The following is a 20,370-nucleotide window of genomic DNA, read 5'->3' as shown; positions in this document are numbered from 1 at the left end:
CTGTCATTCCTCCGCTTGGGAAATCATAAAAGAAATCTTTGTCCCTTTTCCTGGCTCACTATCAATCCGCAGTGACGCTGATTCCCCAAAATTCATCGTTAGTCTTCTATTTACATTGAAAAGTGCAATCCCGCTCCCTGTTTCTGAATCAATTATTTGTTTACCCAACAGGTCGATCCGTTCCTTGCTCATTCCCTGTCCATTATCTTTCACCGTTACTAAAGTGCTTTTATCGACTTTATGGATCTCTATAAGAATTTGGCAGTCATGATCCATATTCTTGATCCCGTGTTTTACGGCGTTCTCTACAATTGGCTGAAGAGTGAGCGGCGGGATTTTTACAAGCAAAGCGTCATCATCAATATCATAGGTAACCATTAGTTTTTCTACAAATCTGGCCTCTTCAATTGCTAAATAGGCTTTCACATGGGCTAATTCCTGCTCAAGAGTTGTCAATGGCACCGTCGTCGCTGTCAGGTTCTGACGCAGGAAATGGGAAAGAGACACTAACAGCTTCCTTGCTTTTGATGGGTCAATCCTGATCAGCGAGGTAATGACATTCAATGTATTGAAAAGGAAATGAGGGCTGATTTGTGCCTGCAGGGCCTTTACTTCAGCTTCCTTGGCAAGCTGATAGGCTTTTTCAGCTTCGGCGATTTCAAGCTGGTTGCTAAGCAGATTGCTGAGTCCGGATATCAACTCAATGACGACATTGGTGATTTCCTTTTCCGATTTAAAATAAAACTTGAGTGTGCCAATCGTCTCATCACGCAGTTTCAACGGAGCGATCACGGCTGCGCCAAGCGGGCAGCTTAGCTCGCGGCAGTGAATCGTTTCATCATTGGCGACGACAAGTTTGCCACTTTTCAGTACATCCCTCGTAATCTGAGTCTGGATAGGACTTGTTGAGCGATGATGGTCATCAGCAAGCCCGACATGTGCCAGGATTTCAGATTGGTTTGTGATTGCGACTGCGCTAGTCTGTACTTCGGTGTGTAAAATCTGGCAGACAGCCCGTGCTGATTCTGAATTGATGCCCTTGCGCAGGTAAGCAACCGTCTGGTCGGCAATCCGCAGTGTTTTTTGCGCAAGCATCGCCCCAGTTTTTTCTTCTTCAGAAACAACATTCTTGATAACCATCAAAAATAAAGCAGATCCAAGTCCATTTGCAATAATCATTGGAACCCCGATAATTTCAACGAGTGTTTGCGCTTGGTCATAAGGCTTGGCAATCAAAAGGATAATCAGCATTTGCACCGTTTCGGCAATCGCCCCGACCAGGAAGGCGGTCCTCAGATTGACATTATTTTTCTTCTTTTGAAAACGGCCGGCGATAATTCCGGCGACGATTGCTGCGAGTCCGCAGGCAAGAGCGGTGAAGCCTCCGAGCGTGAAACGATGGAGACCCGCGATTAGGCCTGCCCCAATACCGACCTTGTAGCCGCCCAGCAAACCGGCAATCACGATTCCGATGACCCGGGAATTGGCAATGGCTTCATCCGATGCCAGGTCAGCAGCCCAGGGGTTGAACTGCAGATTATCCGTTGAGAAACTCATGCCGGAATATGTGCCGATAATCCCGAAAAAACCAAAAAATAGTATGGCGAGATATTGCTGTCGCCTGTTCAGGGAATCATGGTAAATCAACCCCCGGAAGAAGCGGAATCTCGTTAAAATGAAGGCAATCGTCACAATGATGCCAAGCCGTTCCAGCATCGTAATGAGTAATTCGAACATAACCGTACTCCTCAGGAAGTATTTGCACTTATTTTAAATGAATGCTTAGGAAAAACAAAGATACACTGTCCGAATTTTAAATAAAAATAAGCCTGGCGTGCAGCTGCCAGGCTTTGTCCAGGGGGGAAATGAAATTTTGCTTGTGCAATTATGGTGGATTATAGGGGAATTTCCTTTTTTATAGAGAGAATATCCTTTTTATAGCGACTTTCTAATTTATATAGCGGAAATTTGATTTTTATAGCGACTTTCTCGTTTTTATAGCGATTTTTTAATTTTTATAGCGAAATGGAAATTTCAATGGATTTTTTCCAGTTCAATTGCTGGATTCAAATACGCGGGCTGCTGACTTATTGGCGAACTGGAGATTGCGCTTGGTCTTTTCCAGTTCGCCGCCACTTGGAAATCCTAATTTATATTAATATCGCCGCTTGATACATCGGCGTTAATTTCGTATTTGCCGCTTCCGTATTTGCCGCGAAGGCGGTTATCGGATTCTTCTTTGTTTTCAAGCGGGAAATCACTTGATATGTCGCCGCTGCTGGCTTTCCCGTTCAATGTAAAGTCAGCATCATCTGGCAGATCCAGCTCGATATTGCCTGAACTTACATTTAAGTTAACGTCATCTCTCAAAGCATCCATCTGGATTTCGAACTCACCAGAGGAAATATCAGCATCAAGCTTGCCAGAGTAGTTTTTGACATTGACACTGCCGGAACTGACTTCAAATGAACCAGAGCCAGCAGCTAATGAGTTGATTTCCACTTCGCCTGATGAGCTTTGGTGTTTGAATGTTTCAACATCCAGGTTTTCCAGTACCATTCTTCCTGATCCGATATCAACCGTAAGTTCCTTCAGTATCATTGGAGAATCAGCGGAATGTCCTTTGAATATTGCTTCGCCTGAGCCAAGCTCGATTGCCATATTCTTTTCATAGTCTTCGGGAATATAAACTGTCAAAGTAGTCTGATCCATTTCAAACCAGTTGAACCAGAAGAATCCTTTGCGTTTAACAGTAACCTCGATATCATCACCATGTCCAGCAACTTTTACTGTTCCTTTGCCCTTAAGCTCGGCGCGGACATCATCCCGGTCTTCTGGCACAATCATTGTCTCGACGCTTGAAATATCAATACTGATGTTTTTCGTTTGATTGGTCACCTTCACCGCGTCTTCCGCCTGTGCAAAGTTTACTCCGCTGCCATCGAACAAATAATTCCAACCAATATATGCCCCGGTAATCAGCAGGAAAATAACTAAAATCCGTTTCATTTTTTACAATCTCCTTTCACGTTTCATTCTATATCCAGAATAAGGGGAATCGAGCTTAATCCCAATGCACCTCCGATTTAAATCTCGATAAGACCTGAGGCGGATTTTGGGTTAGGTCGCTCAAATGTGGCTCCTTTCGAAAAGACTTTATTAGGTTGAGGAAGCAACAAAGTTTGCGAAAAGAGCCCAAAAAAAGAAGCCAGATTCCGTACGGCTTGGGAATCTGGCTTCTGGTTGGGTGTTAGTTAGGCCTTTGCTTCGAAAAGTTTAGCTATTTCTACAATTGTTTCAACTGATTTAATCATGTTATCAACCGAGATATATTCGAACCTTCCGTGGAAATTCTCTCCGCCTGTAAAAATATTCGGTGTCGGCAATCCCATATAGCTAAGCTGGGAACCGTCTGTGCCGCCGCGGATCGGTTTGACGATCGGCTTGATGCCGAGATTTTCCATTGCTTCATAGGCGATATCAACGATTTCCTTCACCGGCTCGATTTTATCCTTCATATTATAATACTGATCGTTCATTTCAAGTTCAACCCGGGTTTCACCATAAGTCAGCCTTAAATGATTGGTGATTTTCTGCACCAAGTCCTTGCGTGCCTGAAAGCTGTCACGGTCAAAATCACGGATGATATAGTGAAGCGTTGTTTCTTCCACATCACCGTTGATCGAGCTTAGATGGAAGAAGCCTTCATATCCTTCCGTATGCTCTGGCGCTTCTTCTGCCGGAAGCTGGCTGTTGAATTCCATCGCAATTTTTGCGGAGTTCACCATTTTTCCTTTTGCCGTTCCTGGGTGGACGTTCTTGCCTTTGAATGTCACCTTGGCGCTGGCTGCATTAAAGCTTTCATACTCCAGTTCGCCAAGCGGACCGCCATCGACGGTATAGGCGAATTTTGCATTGAAGGCCTCGACATCGAACTTATGAGGTCCTCGGCCGATTTCTTCATCTGGCGTGAAGGCGATACGAAGCCTGCCATGCTTGATTTCCGGGTGCTTGATCAAATAAGCCATTGCTGTCATGATTTCGGCGATACCGGCTTTATTGTCGGCTCCAAGCAGCGTGGTTCCGTCAGTAGTAATGAGAGTATGTCCTTTATATTTAGGGAGCTCCGGAAAATCCGCAGGTGACAGGATGATATTCTGTTCCTCGTTCAGGATGATCTGGTTGCCATCGAAGTTTTCAACAATCTGCGGATTGACATTTTTGCCGGTAAAATCAGTTGCCGTATCGACATGGGCAAGGAAGCCGATCGTTGGCACTTCTTTATCTGTATTGGCAGGAAGGGTGGCCATCACATAACCATTGCCGTCAATCGTCACTTCTTCCATGCCGATGGATTTCAACTCCTCGACGAGCATATTGGCAAGAGTGAACTGGCCTTCCGTCGAAGGGGTGGTTTCACTGTTTTCATTTGATTGAGTATCTACTTTTACATAAGAGGTAAATCTTTCGATAATCTCGTTTTTCATTTGCTTTCAACTCCCATTCGTATGTATATTTTCATATTAGCACAGATTGTCTGTAACACCATTTGAAAAAGAGTGAAAATTCCATTTTTTGCATGTATAATATATAGAAAAGGAGGCTGGGGAATATGGGTTATGTGTTCACGGCTATTGTATTGTTTGTTGTGTTTTTTTCGATTTACAGAATCATCACTTCCGGGAAACTGCCAAGCAATAATTATACTCCTTTTGATGATCTTGCCGAGGGAAAAAAGAAAGATGATTGATATCGGCGTCATCATTGTCCTGATTGTGTCTCTCTGGTCTATCACGATCACATTGCAAAAATTGGCGGCAAGAATAATAGATGGGCAGGACCAGCAACTCAAGCTTCTGGAAGAGATCAAGGAAGAACTTCAAAAAAACAGAGGATGAACTTTTCACTTTACATATATAAGAGTTAAGGCTAGGATAAAGATAATTGAATATTCGATGTACTACTAGGGGTGCCCTGCTTGCGGGCTGAGAGAAAGACGCTGAGTCTTTTAACCCTTCGGACCTGATCTGGGTAATACCAGCGTAGGAAAGTGGTGTGAGAGAATTTTTCTTGCTTTGCTTTTAAGCCAGGTCCATTTTATGGATCTGGCTTTTTTATTTTTCCAAGGAGGTGTTTTCAATGGAACTGAAAGATCAAGTGGTTTTAGTGACTGGCGGGAGCCGTGGATTGGGGACTGAAACGGTCAAGGCTTTTGCAAGAGAAGGCGCGAAGGTCATCATCAACTATTTTCAGAATGAAGAAAAGGCTAAGAATTTGGAAGAACTGATTGGTGAGAAGGCACTTGCTGTCAGTGCGGATATAAGGGATCCAGCGCAGGTCCAAAGCATGTTCAGGCAGGCAAAAGAGCATTTCGGAGCACCGATAACGACCATCGTGAATAATGCGCTTGTCAATTTCAAATTCGACCCTGTGGCGAACAAGGATGCGTTCTCTGTTGGATGGGAGGATTTTCACCAACAGCTTGAAGGAGCTGTTCGAGGTGCATTGAATACCACCCAGGCTGGGCTTCCGGACATGAAAGAAATGAATTTTGGCAGAATCGTCAATATAGGCACGAATCTGTTCCAGAACCCGGTTGTCGCCTATCATGACTACACAACAAGCAAGGCTGCTTTATTGGGATTTACGAGGAATATGGCGAATGACCTTGGAAAGTATGGCATTACGGTCAATATGGTTTCTGGAGGACTGCTAAAAATGACCGACGCAAGCTCTGCTACTTCGGAGGAAGTGTTCCAGCTCATCCAATCATCCACACCGCTTCGAAAAGTAACCGAACCGGCAGAAGTGGCAGATGCGATCATGTTCTTTGCATCTCCATGGGGGCGCGCGGTTACCGGGCAGAATCTGGTCGTTGATGGCGGCCTTGTGATGGATTAAGGAGGAGGAATAGACATGGAAAAAAGAGAGATTGCTGGCTTGCTTGAAAAAGTCAGGAGGGAGAATCCGCTTGTCCATAATATTACCAATGTTGTGGTCACCAATTTTACCGCAAATGGACTGCTGGCTCTTGGGGCATCCCCTGTGATGGCTTATGCGCATGAGGAAGTCGCTGAAATGGCAGGCATTGCGGGAAGCCTTGTGCTGAATATCGGAACGTTGCGGCCGGAAGTTGTACAGTCGATGCTGATTGCCGGCAAAGCGGCAAATGAACAGGGAGTTCCGGTCATTCTTGATCCGGTTGGCGCCGGGGCGACTGCTTATCGTACAGAAACCGCAAGAAGGCTGATGGAAGAATTAGAGATTTCGATTATCAGGGGAAATGCTGCGGAAATAGCGAATGTAGCCGGTGAAACCTGGAGCATTCATGGCGTTGATGCAGGAGATTCAGATGGGGATGTAATCGAGCTGGCTGAATCCGCAGCACAAAAATTGAACACGATTGTAGCGCTGACAGGGAAAGAAGACGTTATTACTGACGGGAAATCTACGTTTGCAGTCAGTAATGGGCACCCAATCCTTACGAAGGTAACGGGTACCGGATGCCTGCTGACTTCAGTGATTGGGGCATTCACAGCAGTTGAAAAGGATTTTCTGAAAGCAGCAACTGTTGCAGTGATCATTTATGGAGTAGCAGCCGAAGTTGCCGCTGACAAAAGCGCCATGCATGGACCGGGAAGTTTTCAAGTGGAATTCCTGAATCAGCTGTACCATTTGGATGCTGAAGAAATCTACCATAAAAGTTCTTTTAATAAAAGGCTGTTTTCATAAAAATTGTTGTATGTAATATAAAGCTGATTAGTAGGTCGATATTAAGTTTGCATGCTCTTTTCTCATTATTAGAGTCAATTTTGCAAAGAAACATGGTTCATTCAATCCTATTTTGCGATCAATAGCAACAAAGTTTGAGAAAAGAGCCTAATAAAAGGAGGTAATGATTATGAAAAAAGCACTGACAATCGCAGGCTCGGACAGCGGCGGCGGAGCCGGAATACAGGCAGACCTGAAAACGTTCCAGGAGCTGGGTGTATACGGAATGTCCGCGCTGACAGCAGTAACAGCGCAAAACACTCTTGGCGTGCAGGGAGTTTATCCGTTGACGGCAGAGGCTGTGGCAAGGCAAATCGAGTCGGTTGGTGAGGACATTGGGACCGATGCCGTGAAAACCGGGATGCTTTTTAACGCGGAAATCATCGAAGCGGTCGCGGAAAAAATAAAGGAGTTGTGCTGGGAAAGGCTCGTGATTGATCCGGTCATGATCGCGAAGGGAGGAGCTTCATTGCTTCAACAGCAAGCTGTTTCCGCCCTCAAAAAACATTTGCTTCCGCACTGTCTTATCATTACTCCGAACATTCCCGAGGCCGAGGTGCTGACAGGCATGTCCATCAGGACGATTGGTGACAAAAAGGAAGCAGCAAAACGCATCTATAAGCTTGGAGCGAAAAATATTGTTATAAAAGGGGGACATGATGAGGCAACGGATGAATCTGTTGATGTCCTTTTTGACGGGATGGAATTTACGCACTTCTCCGCTCCAAGAATTGGGACAAAGAACACCCATGGTACAGGCTGTACTTTTTCTGCAGCGATTACGGCACAGCTCGCGACAGGAGCTTCGGTGCATGAAGCGGTTTCTGTGGCGAAGGAGTTCATCCAAGCTGCTATTGCCAACCCGCTGCATATCGGGAATGGACATGGACCTACTAACCATTGGGCCTACAATATGAAAAAGGAAAGCAGGGTCAGCTCATGGCGAGAATCAGTCCTGAACAATTGAGAAGCTTGCTGAAGCTTTATTTTATCGCTGGCAGCACGAATTGTTTTGCAGAACCCATCAGAGTGCTTGAAGACGCGATTCGCGGCGGGATCACGATTTTTCAGTATCGGGAAAAAGGGGAAGGGTGTCTCGGTGATCTTGAAAAGCTAAGGCTAGGCAAGAGGCTCCAAAAAGTTTGCAGGGAAAACGGCATTCCCTTCATTGTGAACGATGACATCGAACTGGCCCTGGAGCTTGATGCGGATGGTATTCATATTGGCCAAGAGGATGAGGACGCTGCCCAGGTTCGCGAAAAAATTGGCGATAAGATACTTGGAGTTTCTGTACACAATCTGGAAGAGGCTGAAAAAGCAAAGCTTGCAGGTGCAGATTATTTTGGAGTTGGGCCAATTTTTCCGACGGCAACAAAGAAGGATACAAGAGCAGTCCAGGGAACAGCATTGCTAGATCAGTTAAAAGACTCTGGCATCCCGATTGTCGGAATCGGCGGTATCAATGCGGACAATGCAGGAGCAGTAATGAATGCCGGAGCGGATGGTGTTTCGGTAATCACAGCGATCAGCCAAGCTGAAGACGTCCAGGAAGCAGCAGCCACACTTAAGAGATTAGTTTACGGAGGTGAAAAATGAGATACACACAAAAGCTTACCCTAACAGCCCTGATGATGGCGATTGGTACATTGACCAGCCATATGTTGTTCATCCCGCTCGGAATCGTCAAGGTGTTCCCTGTGCAGCACTTTATCAATGTTTTGTCAGCGGTGCTGCTTGGTCCCTATTACGCTGTTGCCCAGGCATTTGGCATTTCTTTGCTGAGGAATATTATGGGGACCGGTTCAGTTTTCGCTTTTCCTGGAAGCATGATCGGAGCTCTTCTGGCTGCCTATTTGTATAAAAAGACGAAGAGAATGGAGTTAGCTTTTGCGGGGGAAGTAGTTGGCACCGGAATCATCGGAGCGATTGCGAGCTATCCGATTGCTGCATTGTTCCTTGGCAAAGAAGCGGCGTTGTTTGGAATGGTACCGGCATTTTTGGCCAGTTCGTTTGCTGGTGCTGCAATCGGCTTCGTGCTTCTGAAGATCTTCATGAAGAATGCGGGAGTTAGATTGGAGATGTCCAACAGGCTGTAGTCTGGAAAAGATTTCATCCTATTGCCTTTAGCTGGAAAAGGGAGAAGTCCTGCTATATGATTATAAATAGATTCATATATACCAGCTGAAAAGGGTGACATTTTTGAACAAAGAGAACAAGCTTGGATTGGTAGTGGACGTCGAGACAACTGGATTGGGACCGGATTCAGATGAAATAATAGAATTGGCTGTGAAGCTATTTTCCTTTGACGAGGAATCAGGAGAAATTATCGATATTCTAGATGAAGATTCCTATTTAAGGGAGCCGCTGTCGACAACGGCACAAAGAAACTATGACAGGGCCTACCGGATTCATGGGATCCATTATGATATGGTGCGGGGAAAAACATTTTACGATGAGAAAGTTATCGAATACTTCAACCGCACTGACGCGGTTTTTGCCCATAATGCTTCCTTTGACAGAAGCTTTTTATTCAGGATGTATCCGGAAGTCAATGAGATGAAATGGTATTGCACGATGAAGAATGTCCAATGGAAGAACCATGGCTTCCCGAACAGCAAGCTGCTCACGTTATTGCAGGCGCATAACATTTCGAAATTCCAGACCCACAGAGCGATGGATGATATTACATATTTGACGGAACTCTTGAAGCAGCAAAACCCAAACGGCGATTATTATTTAAAAGAAGTACTGGACTATGGCCCGATGCGCAAATACCAGCCTGCCCAGAAGCAAAGAAGAAGGATGTTCTATTAGTAAGGCTCTTTTCTCGAACTTTGTTGCTATTGCCTGCAAAATAGGATTGCATTACCTAAGTTTCTTCACAAAATTAACGCTTATTACGAGAAAAGAGCTTGCAAACTTGTACCAACATACAAAATAGATATTATCACGTTAAATTCGGCTTTAGGATTTTAACAACAATCATTACGATAGTTAAGGTGCCTGATTGCAGGCACCTTTTGTATTTTTACAAGACATATAGATAAACGCTCAGGAAATGGGCAGTGCTTCCGAGCATGATGAAGATATGGAAGATTTCATGGAATCCAAGGTGCTTGGAACGAAGGAAATCAGGCTTCAATGCATAAATGACGCCGCCGATCGTGTACATGATTCCCCCGGCTACAAGCCAGTAGATCCCAGCAGGACTCAGGACGGAGGAGAGGGGAGGCACAACGAAAATAACCATCCAGCCCATGACAATATAGATAGAGGTCGACAGCCATCTTGGACTCTTGAACCAAATCATCTTAAAAAGGATTCCGCACAATGCAGCGAATGTAATGATGCCGAATAATGTCCAGCCTGTCACTCCATTGAGACTGATCAGGCAAAACGGCGTATAGGTGCCGGCAATCAGAACAAAAATCATCGAATGGTCAATTTTCCTAAGGAAGGCGATCACGCTATCTTTGCTGATGACCATATGATAGGTAGCGGATGCCGTATACAGCAGGATCATGCTGATACCAAAAATTGCAACAGAAGTAATCGCGAGTGCAGAACCGGTAGTAATCGAAGCTTTGATGACGAGTGCAAGCAGTCCTGCAAACGATAGTAATGCACCGGCCAAATGGGTCAGGCCATTGATTGGTTCGCGGATGTAGGTATTCATTTTTAAACCTCCATATCACTTTATGTAGTATTAATAACTACTTATAATAATATATGCATAATGATATGTAGTCAATGTTTACGACCTCGATTTTTTGCATTATAATAAAATAAAAACATGAGGAGTTTAACGTGGATAATTTAGAACAACTGCTGGATGAGCTCAAACTTGAAAATAATATCGCACTGGAAGAGATCCCGGAAATCGACCTGTACATGGACCAGGTAATCCAGCTGTTTGAAAAAAAATTCGGCAGTTCAACAAGGAATGAGGATGAAAAGGTCCTCACGAAAACAATGATCAATAATTACGCTAAGGGAAAGCTGTTCTTTCCTATTAAGAATAAAAAGTATTCGAAAGAACACCTGATCCTGATCAGCCTGATTTATCAGTTGAAGGGCGGTTTATCCATTCAGGATATCAAGCAGACTCTCAAAGGGATCAACGAGAAGACTGAAGCAGGGGAAATTCCACTTGGCCAGTTTTATCAAAGTTTCTTGAATCTTCATAATAAAAACATCGAGATTTTTAATGAGGATGTTCACAAAACTGAGCAAGAAGTGAAACGGGAAGTGGAGAGGCTTGGGGCAGATGAACCAGAGGAGCTTGAAACAATCCTTTTGATCGCATCTCTCATTAATATTAGCAATTCTTACAGAAGAACAGCGGAAAAGCTGGTTGACAGGCTTGCAGGCGAAAAAAAGGAAAAGGACTGAACCAGGGTGTATTTGACAGTAAAAGAAGCAGCGGAATACTTATCAATTCCGGAAAAACAGGTGGAGAACATGATTTTTCAAAGAAAAATCAGAGCTATTCATGATGGCGAGCATTATTTGATTTACAAGGATCAATTCAACACGCATATGAAACAGGTTGAGAAATATAAAAAACTTGTAGAGGAAATAATGAATGAGCCGGTGCCTGAGGATATCGACATTAAAGATGAAGATTAAAAAAACGCGAAGGGACGGTTCCTTTCGCGTTTTTGTTTCTCTATACTATTGTTTAACTCCAGTGTTGTCCGGGATGGCCAATACGCTTTCGCTTTTTCTGGCTTCGGGCCCTTTCACTTTGTCCGCATGCTTGATCGGCAACTGAACGATCACTTCTGTTCCTTTATCAGGCTCGCTTTTAAACTTGATTGTTCCATTATGGGATTGGACAATTTTGAAGCTGACCGTCATTCCGAGTCCGGTGCCTTTTTCCTTGGAAGAATAAAAAGGTTCACCGATTCTTTCGAGCAGCTCTTTTGATATGCCCACTCCCTGGTCCTTGACTAATACTGTTATATTGTTATCCGCACTCTGCAGAGTGATGTTGACGACATCCCCAGCAGAAGATGCTTCAATAGCATTCTTCACAATGTTGATGAACAACTGCTTAAGCTGATTTGGTTCACATTCGATCATGACAGGATGGCTTAAAACCTGGAATTCGATCTGGATATTATGCAGGCTCGCTTCTGTTTTTAAAAGTGAGATGACATCATGTAAAATACTCTGCAAATCTGCTTCCGTGTATTTAATTTGCTGCGGCTTGGCCAGTAATAGCAATTCGCTGACAATATGATTGATCCTGTTCAGCTCATCGATCATGATCTGGTAGTATAGTTGATGTTTTTCATCCTCCATCTGCAGCAGCTGGACAAGTCCCTTTAACGAAGTAAGCGGATTGCGGATTTCATGGGCAACGCTCGCGGATAACTCGCCGACTACCGAGAGCTTGTCCGTCCTCCGCAGACGCTCTTCTGTTTGGCGCAGCTCGGTAACATCCCTTGAATTGCAGATGATCCCGGCGATTTTGTCATTCACAATGATCGGAAGGGAAGTGCTCTGGAAAATGATTGTCTTACCGCTCTTATGCATTAATTCTAATTCAAACATTTGTGGACGGAGATTTTCCACCACGTTGGCCACCTTATCCAAAACAATTTGCCTGTGGGAATCTGGAATCAAGTCTGACAGGTTTTTACCGATATACTCTTCCCTGGTAAAACCAGTGATTTTTTCAAACTGTGGATTAAGGTTTGTGATGGTCCCATTCAAGTCAAGCATCGAAACAATATCAGGACTGTACTCAAACAATGACCGATATTGCTGCCTGCTCTCTTCAAGAAGAGTTTCAACGTGTTTTCGTTCGGTAATATCCCGGCCCATTATGACTAGGCCTTGCCGGCTTCCATCATCATTGAAAAGCGGCACTTTTATCGTATCAAACGTCTTTGTTGTCCCATCAGGCTGCGGAAGTACCTCCTCGACTCTGATGATTCCGCCTGCTTTCCATGCTTCTTCATCGGAAATCTCACAATATCTCAATGCATCACTGAAATAATTGCTGTACTCCGCAAGCTCCGAATCTTTCTTGCCTCTATAGTCAACATTTTCGATATCAAATAGTTTCAAACCAAAATCATTGACCTGAATCCATCGGCCCTCTCCGTCCTTGAAGTTTACGAAATCGACCATTGAATTGATGAGTGTGGATAGACGTTCTTCTTCTTCTTTTGTGGCACTCAATTCCTCCATCTTCGAGATGAAAAAATAGAAAAACCATCCTGCCAGCAATACATAAAGGACTTCCTTCGTATGTTCGATAATGGCAACAAATTCGGAAGGAGCATATAAATTCAGCAGATAATTTGTTCCGAATATCCAGGCAATGCTCAGTATGAAAAAGATCAGGACATATTGCTTTTTTTTCATCTTTTGACTCCTAAAGTAAGCATTAGCTCACGCAATTTAAAATGAGTGTTACTGTTCTATAGTAGCACAATTTTGTCATTAAAAATTAGGATTATTTTAATATATCTTCTCTTCTATTTGGGAAATTATGCAAAGAACCGGATTGGATTCGGTCCGGAAAAGAATAAATCTATATAAGGTAGGGAGGTTTTACGCAGAGAGGATTAGCATTTGCCTGAAGAAGGAAAATACTGGCGGTCCGGCGAAAAGGTAAACAGGGGGTGAGGGCATTATGGGAATGTCGAATTACTATCAGGATCTTCGGGATAAAGTGGGAAGCGGCCTGATTTTTATGCCCAGCGTGGCAGGAATAGTAAGGAATGAATCTGGAGAAATCTTATTCCAGAACAAAGGAAATGGAGAGAAGTGGAGCCTGCCGGCAGGAGCGGTCGAATTAGGCGAAGCACCGGCGGAAGCCGTTGTCCGCGAGGTGTGGGAAGAAACAGGGCTTCAAGTTGTACCGGAAAAATTACTGGGTGTATTTGGCGGGAAAGAGTTCCGGTATGAATATCCAAACGGTCACAAGGTTGAGTATGTAGTGTTTGTTTTTGATTGTAGACCTGTCGGGGGAGAGCATAATCCAATCGACTGTGAAACTGCAGAACTCCGTTACTTCAGTCCTGAAAGCAAGCCGGAATTGGCACTGCCTTATCCTGAAAGCATTTTTATCAAAACGGATGGTGAAAAGGCTGAGTTCCAGTGGGATGATGAATGGGTGGGAAAGAGGAGATGAAGCTGTGGATTGCAAAGTAAGAAAGGGCAATATTCATTATGAAGTCAATGGGGAAGGGTTTCCTCTGCTGATCCTTCATGCTATGGGTACAGACCATCGTTCGATGAAAGGCTGGCTTGAACCTGTTTTAAATAAAGTTGAAGGTTTTCAAAGAATATACATTGATTTACCTGCCCATGGGCGGAGTACCATTGACGATAGTGTGGAATCAACGGATGACTTGCTCGGAAATCTGCTAGACTTTATTGATGATAATTTTGAGGGAAAAGAATTTTCGCTGATTGGCGCTTCCTTTGGCGGATATTTGGCACAAGGGATTTTTCATAATAGGAGAAGCCATGTAAAAGGTATTTGCCTTTTGGCCCCAGCATTGCATTTGAATGAGAGGAATGTACCTGAAAGACTTGTTTTAGAGAAAGATGAAGAGCTGCTTTCAAGTCTTGAGCCTGATATCCGGGCCGCATTTGAAACTCTCTTCATCTATCAAACTGAAGCGTCATTAGCAGCTTTTATGAAAGAAATCCAGCCCGGCAGATTATTGGCCAATCGTGAATTCCTTGCTTCGGATTGGAAGGCCAAACGCTATTACCTGACTGATGAACCATTTCACAATGTGCAGACTCTGCCGAATCCGGCACTGTTGATTCTTGGGAAGCAGGATTATATTTGTGGTTATAAGGATCATTTTCCTTTGCTGGATAAGTTCCCGAATTCTGCAATGGCTGTACTGGATCGTGCAGGCCATATGCTGCATGTTGAGAAGCGTGAACTTGTCCAGGCTATATTTGAGGATTGGCTGACAAGCAGCCATTAAAAAAGAGAGCGCAAATCCGCGCTCTCAACCTTTCCTTAGTTGTTCCAATACAACCTGTGCTTCATAACCGGCGGCGAAGTCGATAATCGTCGCTTCTTCACCTTTGATCGCTTTTACAAGATGATCAACCAGTGAATCTTCGAGAGTGTTATCAGCTTCCAATGGCAGGATATCCTCGCCAAGTTTGCCTCCTGCCAGCTGGCCCCAGTTCAAGAGTGATAATGTACCTTCTTCTCCAAAGGCTGTGAACTCGATTTCTTCCTTGCCGGCAATCTGGCTCATGCCGTCAATCAGTACTGGTGTACCATCCTTTAGCTTCAAGATTGCTAGGATTGCATTTTCGCTGGCGTGCGGGTCTTCAGGGAATTGAATCTGGACATCCTTTACCTCTAATGATCCAAAAATCTTTTGTAGCTGCTGGATGAAATGGACGCCAACCTCCAGGACATAACCGCCCTGTTCCTTGCTCGCAACCCATGCATTCTGCTGCCACTGTCGCGGCCATTGGGGAAAGTGCATCTTCAAATAGACTCTTCTTAGCTTGCCAACATAGTTATTCCTAATCAACCGTTCAAATGTCTTGCTGCCAGCGCTATAGTTCAGCGGAAAATTCATTGCATGCACGACACTTGCATCCTGCGCCAGTTTTAACAGACTTTCAGCTTCCTCAACTGAGTTAGCCAGCGGTTTTTCACATAAAATATGTATCCCTTTTGCAAGAACATCAGCTGCTACTGTATGGTGGAATTTAGGGGGAACAGCGACATAAACCAGGTCTAACTCCGTATTCTCAAGCATTTCCTGATGGTCAAGATATGCTGGAACACCACCAAGCTCAGCTGCTGTTTCCATCGCTCTTTCTTTCATCGCGTCACATATGGCCGCAATTTCCATCTCCGGGTGTGTTTGAAATCCTTTTATCAAACGCTGGCCAATCGCGCCCAGGCCAATCACTCCAACTTTTAACATAGGGAGACCTCCAGTAATTCTTTTATTCACTATTATACAGGTAATTTTAATAATAAAATAGTTTAGTATTCCGAAATAAATTAATATAAAACGAGTCTTTTGGACTATGGATATTTAAATTTTTAGATATTTTAGAATATTGAAATATCCATGTATACTGAGTAAAATTATAGTGTAATAGACTAAATGACAGGAAGGGGTAAAACATTGAAAAAGAAATTGGGTCTTAAAGTCCTATCCAGCCTGACGATGACCGCAATGCTTGCAAGCACGCTATCATTTGCGTCTGCTGGACCAGCCAAGGTCGATGCGGTAGAAAAAACAAGCTTCGCGTCACAGGGGGGAGCACCAATTGATTTAGGCATCGCGAACGATGAAAGATTAATAGAAATGCTGAAGAAATCTGGGAAGATTGCCAGGGATGCCACACCAGGAGAAGCGGAGAAAGCACTACAAAAGTATTTGCAAAATAAGGCAGCTGGGGCTTCCAAAGAGCCTGGGGAGTTACATAAACATGAAAAGGAATTGAGCAGCACGCTGAATGAAAAGCTCGCTGGAACCGGACTGGTTAATGGCAAGGGAAATAAGGCAGGACAAACGAAGGGCACAACAGTTGAACCAGTAAAGGAAGAAGCTTGGAACGGAGGACAGAGACAGGATAATGTCCTTGTATTACTAATTGAATACCCTGACCATCCAGCTGCTCAAATTAAAGCAGAAGATACAGATATGTACTATGATGAATACCTTAAACAGCATTACACAGATATGATTTTTGGTGAAAAGGGCTATGCTGGCCCTAACGGAGAAAATCTTGTCTCTGTAAAGCAATACTATGAACAGCAATCTGGTGGAAGCTATACGATTAACGGACAGGTAGCAGGATGGTACAAAGCTTCTCAGCCAGCAGCATACTATGGAGGAAATAACGCAAGTGACAACGACAGTAATGCACGAGGACTTGTAAAAGAGGCGTTGATTGCTGCAGCTGCGGACACATCAGTAGATTTGAATCAGTTTGACCAGGAAGACCGTTATGACCTTGATGGCGACGGAAACTACCGCGAGCCGGATGGCCTTATCGATCACCTGATGGTTGTTCATTCTTCAGTCGGTGAAGAAGCGGGCGGCGGGCAATTGGGCGGAGATGCCATCTGGTCACACCGTTGGAATCTTGGCGGCGTTGCTGAGCTTCCAGGTACTGAAGCAGAGGTTCCTTATTGGGGTGGAATGATGGCTGCCTACGACTATACAATCGAACCTGCTGATGGTGCTGCAGGCGTATTCGCACATGAATATGGACATGACCTGGGCCTTCCTGATGAATACGATACAATCTATAGCGGAGCAGGAGAGGCGGTTGCATACTGGTCAATCATGTCGAGCGGCAGCTGGGCAGGTAAAGTTCCAGGTACTGAGCCAACGGGATTCAGCCCATATGCAAGAGAATTCCTGCAAGCAACAATGCCAGGAAGCAACTGGCTGACGGGTTCCACTATCCATGCTAATAATGTGAAGAGTATGGGTGTGGAGGTTTTATTAGACCAGGCAAACTCTAAAGGGACGAATAACGATGCTGTAAAGGTTGACCTGCCAGACAAAGTTAACGTGATTAACACACCAGCCGCAGGCTCTTGGGAATTTTATGGCGGAAAAGGCGATGAAGCTGACCACAGCATGGTTGCTAAAGTGGATTTAACAAATGCATCAAGTGCAACTTTAGAATATGATGCATGGTATGATATCGAATCTAACTGGGATTATGCGATGGTACAGGTGTCAACAGATGGGGGTACTAGCTGGAAGTCATTATCGACGGCGAATACAAACTCAGATCTTGTATCAGACGGTTACCCTGCTATTAAAGAAAACCTTCCTGGTTACACAGGATCAAGCAATGGCTGGATTCATGAGTCTATTGATTTAAGTGAATATGCCGGACAAAGCATCCAGCTTCAATTCCGTTATATGACTGACTGGGGAACTGCACTGAACGGATTCTTCGTAGACAATGTAAAGGTGACTGCTGACGGTGCTGAGTTATTGAACGACGGTGCTGAAGGAGAATCAGCTTTTGAATTTCACGGTTTTGAAAAGCACGAAGGTAAAACGGCTACAAAACATTACTATCTGTTAGAGTGGAGATCACATAACGGGGTGGATGAAGGCCTTAAGAATATCCGCCGCGGTGCAAGCTTGATGACTTATGATTCCGGGCTTGTTGTATGGTATGTTGACAACGGTTATGACAACAACTGGACAGGAGTACACCCAGGTGACGGTTATCTGGGAGTTGTCGATGCAGACCAGACTATCAACAGATGGAGTGATGGAGCACTTGGCTCAACTCGCTACCAGATTCACGATGCAGCATTTAATCAAGGTAAGACTGAGGGCATGTTCCTTGATTATTCTAGTATCTTAGGAATCACTATGAAGGATAACGCTACTCAAAGAACACCAATTTTTGACGACAGTGCAAATTATATCTCGCCAGTATTGCCGGATGCCGGCCGCAACGTACCTAACTACGGCCTGAAGTTCCGTGTACTCGGGCAAAGCAGCGATGGAACTGTTGGCAAGGTGTTAATTTCTAAGTAAGAATAAAGAAACGCTGCCGGTTTTCCGGCAGCGTTTTTACTTGCTATTTAATCAACATCCGGCTGGAACCCAATCAACTTCGCTTTTTTATCAGCAGTTGGGTCTGCATCCGGGAAGGTAATCACAGAGGCGATATAATCCCAGCGCAGGAACATGTGAGTGATACAGGTTTCCTCCACCTGATTTTCGGCCGGAATGGCGGTTCCATCTGCCTTCTGTACGGGAGTACGCTTATAGCAAGGGTTTTCAACCCAAATCCCCATATTCTCAGCATGTACAATTTTTACAAGATACCACTCATCGGGCTGGTAGATTCCTGTGATATCGCCAATCATGCTTTCGGGGAAATTTTTCAGTTTAATTTGTACCTTTTGGTTAACATAAGCGTCTAAAAACATGAGTAATCTCCTTTCCTAAAAAGACTCATCCCTTTACCTACTTCCTTTTTCAGCAAAAAATAAACATGAAAAAAAGGCCAATTCAGGCCTTCTCTAAAAATAACACCATCAAATCTTCATCATGATAGGTTCCATCAATCAGCATAGCTTTCCTATCCACGCCATATGTTTCAAAGCCAAGAGAAGCATACAGCTTCCTGGCTGGTTCATTGCTGGCGTTCACTGTCAGATAGATTTGCTTAACGCTCTTTAATTCCTCAGCCTGTTGAATGGCTTTCTTCATTATTAACCTTCCGATGCTCTGGCCTCGTTGTGCAGGAGTCACGTACATGGCAAATATGTTTGCCCGGTGCTTTAATTTAACTTTTCCTTCTGGAACAAGTGTGACCACACCTGCCAATTGAACGCCGTCAAAAGCGCCGAATGTATAGGTGGACTTACTATCTATTCTCTGGCTGTAATCTGAGGTCTTATAATTCTTCTCATCCTCATAGCTGGAGCTGAACGCCTCAGGATTCTTAAGTAAGGCTTCATGGCGGAGAAGCCGATAGCTCTCAGCATCCCCGCCGTTTAATCGTCGAATTTCCAATATGCTCACCTCTGTAAAAATCGTTGCTGTATAGAATTCGAGATTAATAAGCAGATTTCCTTTGAAAAAGAGTATCTGTTTCGGGCAGATCTGAAGAGAAGAGCGCAAAAGCTTTCAGCAAGGAGTTATTGATGATAGGTTTGGTGATCAATCTCCTGCCGTTATTGTGACAGGTTAAGAGTGAAAGAGGGCAAAGCTGTCAAGAATCCGTGATTATTATGACAGGTTAGGAGGGAAGCAAGGCAAAGCTGTCAAGAATCCGTGATTATTGTGACAGGTTAAGAGTGAAAGAGGGCAAAGCTGTCAAGAATCCGTGATTATTATGACAGGTTAGGAGGGAAGCAAGGCAAAGCTGTCAAGAATCCGTGATTATTGTGACAGGTTAGGAGAGAAAGAGGGCAAAGCTGTCAAGAATCCGTGATTATTATGACAGGTTTGGAGGGAAGCAAGGCAAAGCTGTCAAGAAACCATGGTTATTATGACAGGTTAGGAGAGAAAGAGGGCAAAGCTGTCACAAGATGAGCGAACTTCAGACAGGTTCGGCATCAAAAGGAGAAAAGCTGTCAAAAGATGAGCGAACTTCAGACAGGTTCGGCATCAAAAGGAGAAAAGCTGTCAAAAGATGAGCAAACTTCAGACAGGTTTGGGAGCAAATAGAGAAAAGCTGTCAAAAGATGAGCAGACTTCAGACAGGTTCAGCATCAAAAGGAGAAAAGCTGTCAAAAGATGAGCAAACTTCAGACAGGTTCGGCGTCAAAATGCGAAAAGCTGTCAAAAGATGAGCAAACTACAGACAGGTTCGGCATCAAAAGGAGAAAAGCTGTCAAAAGATGAGCAAACTTCAGACAGGTTCGGCGTCAAAATGCGAAAAGCTGTCAAAAGATGAGCAAACTACAGACAGGTTCGGCGTCAAAATGCGAAAAGTTGTCAAAAGATGAGCAAACTTCAGACAGGTTTGGGAGCAAATAGAGAAAAGCTGTCAGAAGAAGAAAAAGGAAGTTCGGCCAGGTTCGGAAGCAAGAGGAGGTGTAAAAGCAGATGTGAATGATTGTACATGTTCAAAAGCCAACACTCAACT

Annotated in this window: 21 protein-coding genes and 1 riboswitch; of the genes, 13 read left to right on the top strand and 8 right to left on the bottom strand. The window is 44.2% G+C overall.

The features are described 5' to 3' along the window. Positions 1 to 3: 3 nt before the first annotated feature. The 3 genes from J7E37_RS06690 to pepT all read right to left on the bottom strand — a co-directional run bounded on the left by J7E37_RS06690 (position 4) and on the right by pepT (position 4,487). On the bottom strand, positions 4 to 1,737 hold the full coding sequence (locus J7E37_RS06690) for a sensor histidine kinase (RefSeq protein WP_215023140.1): 1,734 nt from the start codon (positions 1,735 to 1,737) through the stop codon (positions 4 to 6). Between the two features lie 408 nt (positions 1,738 to 2,145). Next, complete coding sequence (liaG, locus tag J7E37_RS06685) at positions 2,146 to 3,009, bottom strand: LiaG family protein (protein WP_215023138.1); 864 nt, start codon at positions 3,007 to 3,009, stop codon at positions 2,146 to 2,148. Between the two features lie 245 nt (positions 3,010 to 3,254). Continuing rightward, positions 3,255 to 4,487: a peptidase T gene (gene pepT, locus J7E37_RS06680; RefSeq protein WP_215023135.1), complete on the bottom strand. Its 1,233-nt coding sequence runs from the start codon at positions 4,485 to 4,487 to the stop codon at positions 3,255 to 3,257. Positions 4,488 to 4,612: 125 nt separating this feature from the next. On the opposite strand from pepT, the gene J7E37_RS06675 reads away from it, so the two are divergent. From J7E37_RS06675 to J7E37_RS06640, 8 genes are all read left to right on the top strand, one after another. Then, entirely contained in the window at positions 4,613 to 4,750 is a 138-nt protein-coding gene (locus tag J7E37_RS06675; RefSeq protein WP_214780523.1) for a hypothetical protein, read from the top strand. Beyond that, complete coding sequence (locus J7E37_RS06670; protein WP_214780525.1) at positions 4,743 to 4,898, top strand: hypothetical protein; 156 nt, start codon at positions 4,743 to 4,745, stop codon at positions 4,896 to 4,898. The genes J7E37_RS06675 and J7E37_RS06670 overlap by 8 nt, the downstream gene beginning before the upstream one ends. Before the next feature lie 57 nt (positions 4,899 to 4,955). After that, a riboswitch (TPP riboswitch) is annotated at positions 4,956 to 5,066 on the top strand. Positions 5,067 to 5,139: 73 nt separating this feature from the next. Then, a complete protein-coding gene (locus tag J7E37_RS06665; protein ID WP_214780527.1) occupies positions 5,140 to 5,901 on the top strand; it encodes a 3-oxoacyl-ACP reductase in 762 nt (253 codons plus the stop codon). 15 nt (positions 5,902 to 5,916) lie between these two features. Further along, positions 5,917 to 6,732 (top strand): hydroxyethylthiazole kinase, encoded by an 816-nt coding sequence (gene thiM / locus J7E37_RS06660; RefSeq protein ID WP_214780529.1) that lies wholly within the window; start codon positions 5,917 to 5,919, stop codon positions 6,730 to 6,732. Positions 6,733 to 6,895: 163 nt separating this feature from the next. Continuing rightward, on the top strand, positions 6,896 to 7,738 hold the full coding sequence (gene thiD / locus J7E37_RS06655) for a bifunctional hydroxymethylpyrimidine kinase/phosphomethylpyrimidine kinase (RefSeq protein ID WP_251009522.1): 843 nt from the start codon (positions 6,896 to 6,898) through the stop codon (positions 7,736 to 7,738). Next, positions 7,711 to 8,367, top strand: a complete 657-nt coding sequence (gene thiE / locus J7E37_RS06650) for a thiamine phosphate synthase (RefSeq protein ID WP_215023133.1) — start codon at positions 7,711 to 7,713, stop codon at positions 8,365 to 8,367. The genes thiD and thiE overlap by 28 nt, the downstream gene beginning before the upstream one ends. Then, complete coding sequence (thiW, locus tag J7E37_RS06645) at positions 8,364 to 8,867, top strand: energy coupling factor transporter S component ThiW (protein WP_214780533.1); 504 nt, start codon at positions 8,364 to 8,366, stop codon at positions 8,865 to 8,867. The genes thiE and thiW overlap by 4 nt, the downstream gene beginning before the upstream one ends. Before the next feature lie 103 nt (positions 8,868 to 8,970). Continuing rightward, complete coding sequence (locus tag J7E37_RS06640) at positions 8,971 to 9,585, top strand: exonuclease domain-containing protein (RefSeq protein WP_214780535.1); 615 nt, start codon at positions 8,971 to 8,973, stop codon at positions 9,583 to 9,585. A gap of 214 nt (positions 9,586 to 9,799) precedes the next feature. Here the strand turns inward: J7E37_RS06640 and trhA are convergent, their stop codons facing one another. Continuing rightward, positions 9,800 to 10,447 (bottom strand): PAQR family membrane homeostasis protein TrhA, encoded by a 648-nt coding sequence (gene trhA, locus J7E37_RS06635; protein ID WP_214780537.1) that lies wholly within the window; start codon positions 10,445 to 10,447, stop codon positions 9,800 to 9,802. Positions 10,448 to 10,578: 131 nt separating this feature from the next. Here trhA and J7E37_RS06630 point away from each other — a divergent pair, with 131 nt between their 5' ends. Both J7E37_RS06630 and J7E37_RS06625 read left to right on the top strand, forming a co-directional pair. Then, positions 10,579 to 11,163, top strand: coding sequence for a DUF1836 domain-containing protein (locus J7E37_RS06630; RefSeq protein WP_215023131.1), 585 nt, complete (start codon positions 10,579 to 10,581; stop codon positions 11,161 to 11,163). Positions 11,164 to 11,169: 6 nt separating this feature from the next. Beyond that, a complete protein-coding gene (locus J7E37_RS06625) occupies positions 11,170 to 11,400 on the top strand; it encodes an excisionase family DNA-binding protein (RefSeq protein WP_214780541.1) in 231 nt (76 codons plus the stop codon). 45 nt (positions 11,401 to 11,445) lie between these two features. Here J7E37_RS06625 and J7E37_RS06620 read toward each other — a convergent pair whose 3' ends face one another. Next, entirely contained in the window at positions 11,446 to 13,149 is a 1,704-nt protein-coding gene (locus J7E37_RS06620; protein WP_215023129.1) for a PAS domain-containing sensor histidine kinase, read from the bottom strand. A gap of 271 nt (positions 13,150 to 13,420) precedes the next feature. On the opposite strand from J7E37_RS06620, the gene J7E37_RS06615 reads away from it, so the two are divergent. Both J7E37_RS06615 and J7E37_RS06610 read left to right on the top strand, forming a co-directional pair. Next, complete coding sequence (locus tag J7E37_RS06615; RefSeq protein WP_215023126.1) at positions 13,421 to 13,921, top strand: NUDIX hydrolase; 501 nt, start codon at positions 13,421 to 13,423, stop codon at positions 13,919 to 13,921. A 4-nt stretch (positions 13,922 to 13,925) separates the two neighbouring features. Beyond that, positions 13,926 to 14,735: an alpha/beta fold hydrolase gene (locus tag J7E37_RS06610; protein WP_215023124.1), complete on the top strand. Its 810-nt coding sequence runs from the start codon at positions 13,926 to 13,928 to the stop codon at positions 14,733 to 14,735. Positions 14,736 to 14,759: 24 nt separating this feature from the next. Here J7E37_RS06610 and J7E37_RS06605 read toward each other — a convergent pair whose 3' ends face one another. Continuing rightward, positions 14,760 to 15,704, bottom strand: a complete 945-nt coding sequence (locus J7E37_RS06605; protein WP_215023122.1) for a Gfo/Idh/MocA family protein — start codon at positions 15,702 to 15,704, stop codon at positions 14,760 to 14,762. 249 nt (positions 15,705 to 15,953) lie between these two features. Here J7E37_RS06605 and J7E37_RS06600 point away from each other — a divergent pair, with 249 nt between their 5' ends. Next, a complete protein-coding gene (locus J7E37_RS06600; RefSeq protein ID WP_215023369.1) occupies positions 15,954 to 18,305 on the top strand; it encodes an immune inhibitor A domain-containing protein in 2,352 nt (783 codons plus the stop codon). Between the two features lie 47 nt (positions 18,306 to 18,352). Here J7E37_RS06600 and J7E37_RS06595 read toward each other — a convergent pair whose 3' ends face one another. Together J7E37_RS06595 and J7E37_RS06590 are read right to left on the bottom strand one after the other, a co-directional pair. Continuing rightward, positions 18,353 to 18,703 (bottom strand): hypothetical protein, encoded by a 351-nt coding sequence (locus J7E37_RS06595; RefSeq protein ID WP_214780552.1) that lies wholly within the window; start codon positions 18,701 to 18,703, stop codon positions 18,353 to 18,355. An 82-nt stretch (positions 18,704 to 18,785) separates the two neighbouring features. Then, positions 18,786 to 19,292, bottom strand: a complete 507-nt coding sequence (locus J7E37_RS06590; RefSeq protein WP_215023119.1) for a GNAT family N-acetyltransferase — start codon at positions 19,290 to 19,292, stop codon at positions 18,786 to 18,788. Between the last annotated feature and the right edge of the window lie 1,078 nt (positions 19,293 to 20,370).

It is taken from the genome of Bacillus sp. ISL-39, assembly GCF_018613295.1.
In the GTDB taxonomy this organism is placed as follows: domain Bacteria; phylum Bacillota; class Bacilli; order Bacillales; family Cytobacillaceae; genus Mesobacillus.
The sequence above is the reverse complement of the archived record's forward strand: the minus strand, read 5'-3'. Positions and strand labels throughout refer to the sequence as shown.

Coding starts and splice junctions, on each gene's coding strand:
- J7E37_RS06605 (WP_215023122.1), bottom strand. CDS start 15,704: ATGTTAAAAGTTGGAGTGATTGGCCTGGGCGCGATTGGCCAGCGTTTG.
- J7E37_RS06615 (WP_215023126.1), top strand. CDS start 13,421: ATGGGAATGTCGAATTACTATCAGGATCTTCGGGATAAAGTGGGAAGC.
- J7E37_RS06670 (WP_214780525.1), top strand. CDS start 4,743: ATGATTGATATCGGCGTCATCATTGTCCTGATTGTGTCTCTCTGGTCT.
- J7E37_RS06675 (WP_214780523.1), top strand. CDS start 4,613: ATGGGTTATGTGTTCACGGCTATTGTATTGTTTGTTGTGTTTTTTTCG.
- liaG (WP_215023138.1), bottom strand. CDS start 3,009: ATGAAACGGATTTTAGTTATTTTCCTGCTGATTACCGGGGCATATATT.
- thiM (WP_214780529.1), top strand. CDS start 5,917: ATGGAAAAAAGAGAGATTGCTGGCTTGCTTGAAAAAGTCAGGAGGGAG.
- thiE (WP_215023133.1), top strand. CDS start 7,711: ATGGCGAGAATCAGTCCTGAACAATTGAGAAGCTTGCTGAAGCTTTAT.
- thiW (WP_214780533.1), top strand. CDS start 8,364: ATGAGATACACACAAAAGCTTACCCTAACAGCCCTGATGATGGCGATT.
- pepT (WP_215023135.1), bottom strand. CDS start 4,487: ATGAAAAACGAGATTATCGAAAGATTTACCTCTTATGTAAAAGTAGAT.
- J7E37_RS06690 (WP_215023140.1), bottom strand. CDS start 1,737: ATGTTCGAATTACTCATTACGATGCTGGAACGGCTTGGCATCATTGTG.
- J7E37_RS06620 (WP_215023129.1), bottom strand. CDS start 13,149: ATGAAAAAAAAGCAATATGTCCTGATCTTTTTCATACTGAGCATTGCC.
- J7E37_RS06665 (WP_214780527.1), top strand. CDS start 5,140: ATGGAACTGAAAGATCAAGTGGTTTTAGTGACTGGCGGGAGCCGTGGA.
- J7E37_RS06600 (WP_215023369.1), top strand. CDS start 15,954: ATGACCGCAATGCTTGCAAGCACGCTATCATTTGCGTCTGCTGGACCA.
- trhA (WP_214780537.1), bottom strand. CDS start 10,447: ATGAATACCTACATCCGCGAACCAATCAATGGCCTGACCCATTTGGCC.
- thiD (WP_251009522.1), top strand. CDS start 6,896: ATGATTATGAAAAAAGCACTGACAATCGCAGGCTCGGACAGCGGCGGC.
- J7E37_RS06595 (WP_214780552.1), bottom strand. CDS start 18,703: ATGTTTTTAGACGCTTATGTTAACCAAAAGGTACAAATTAAACTGAAA.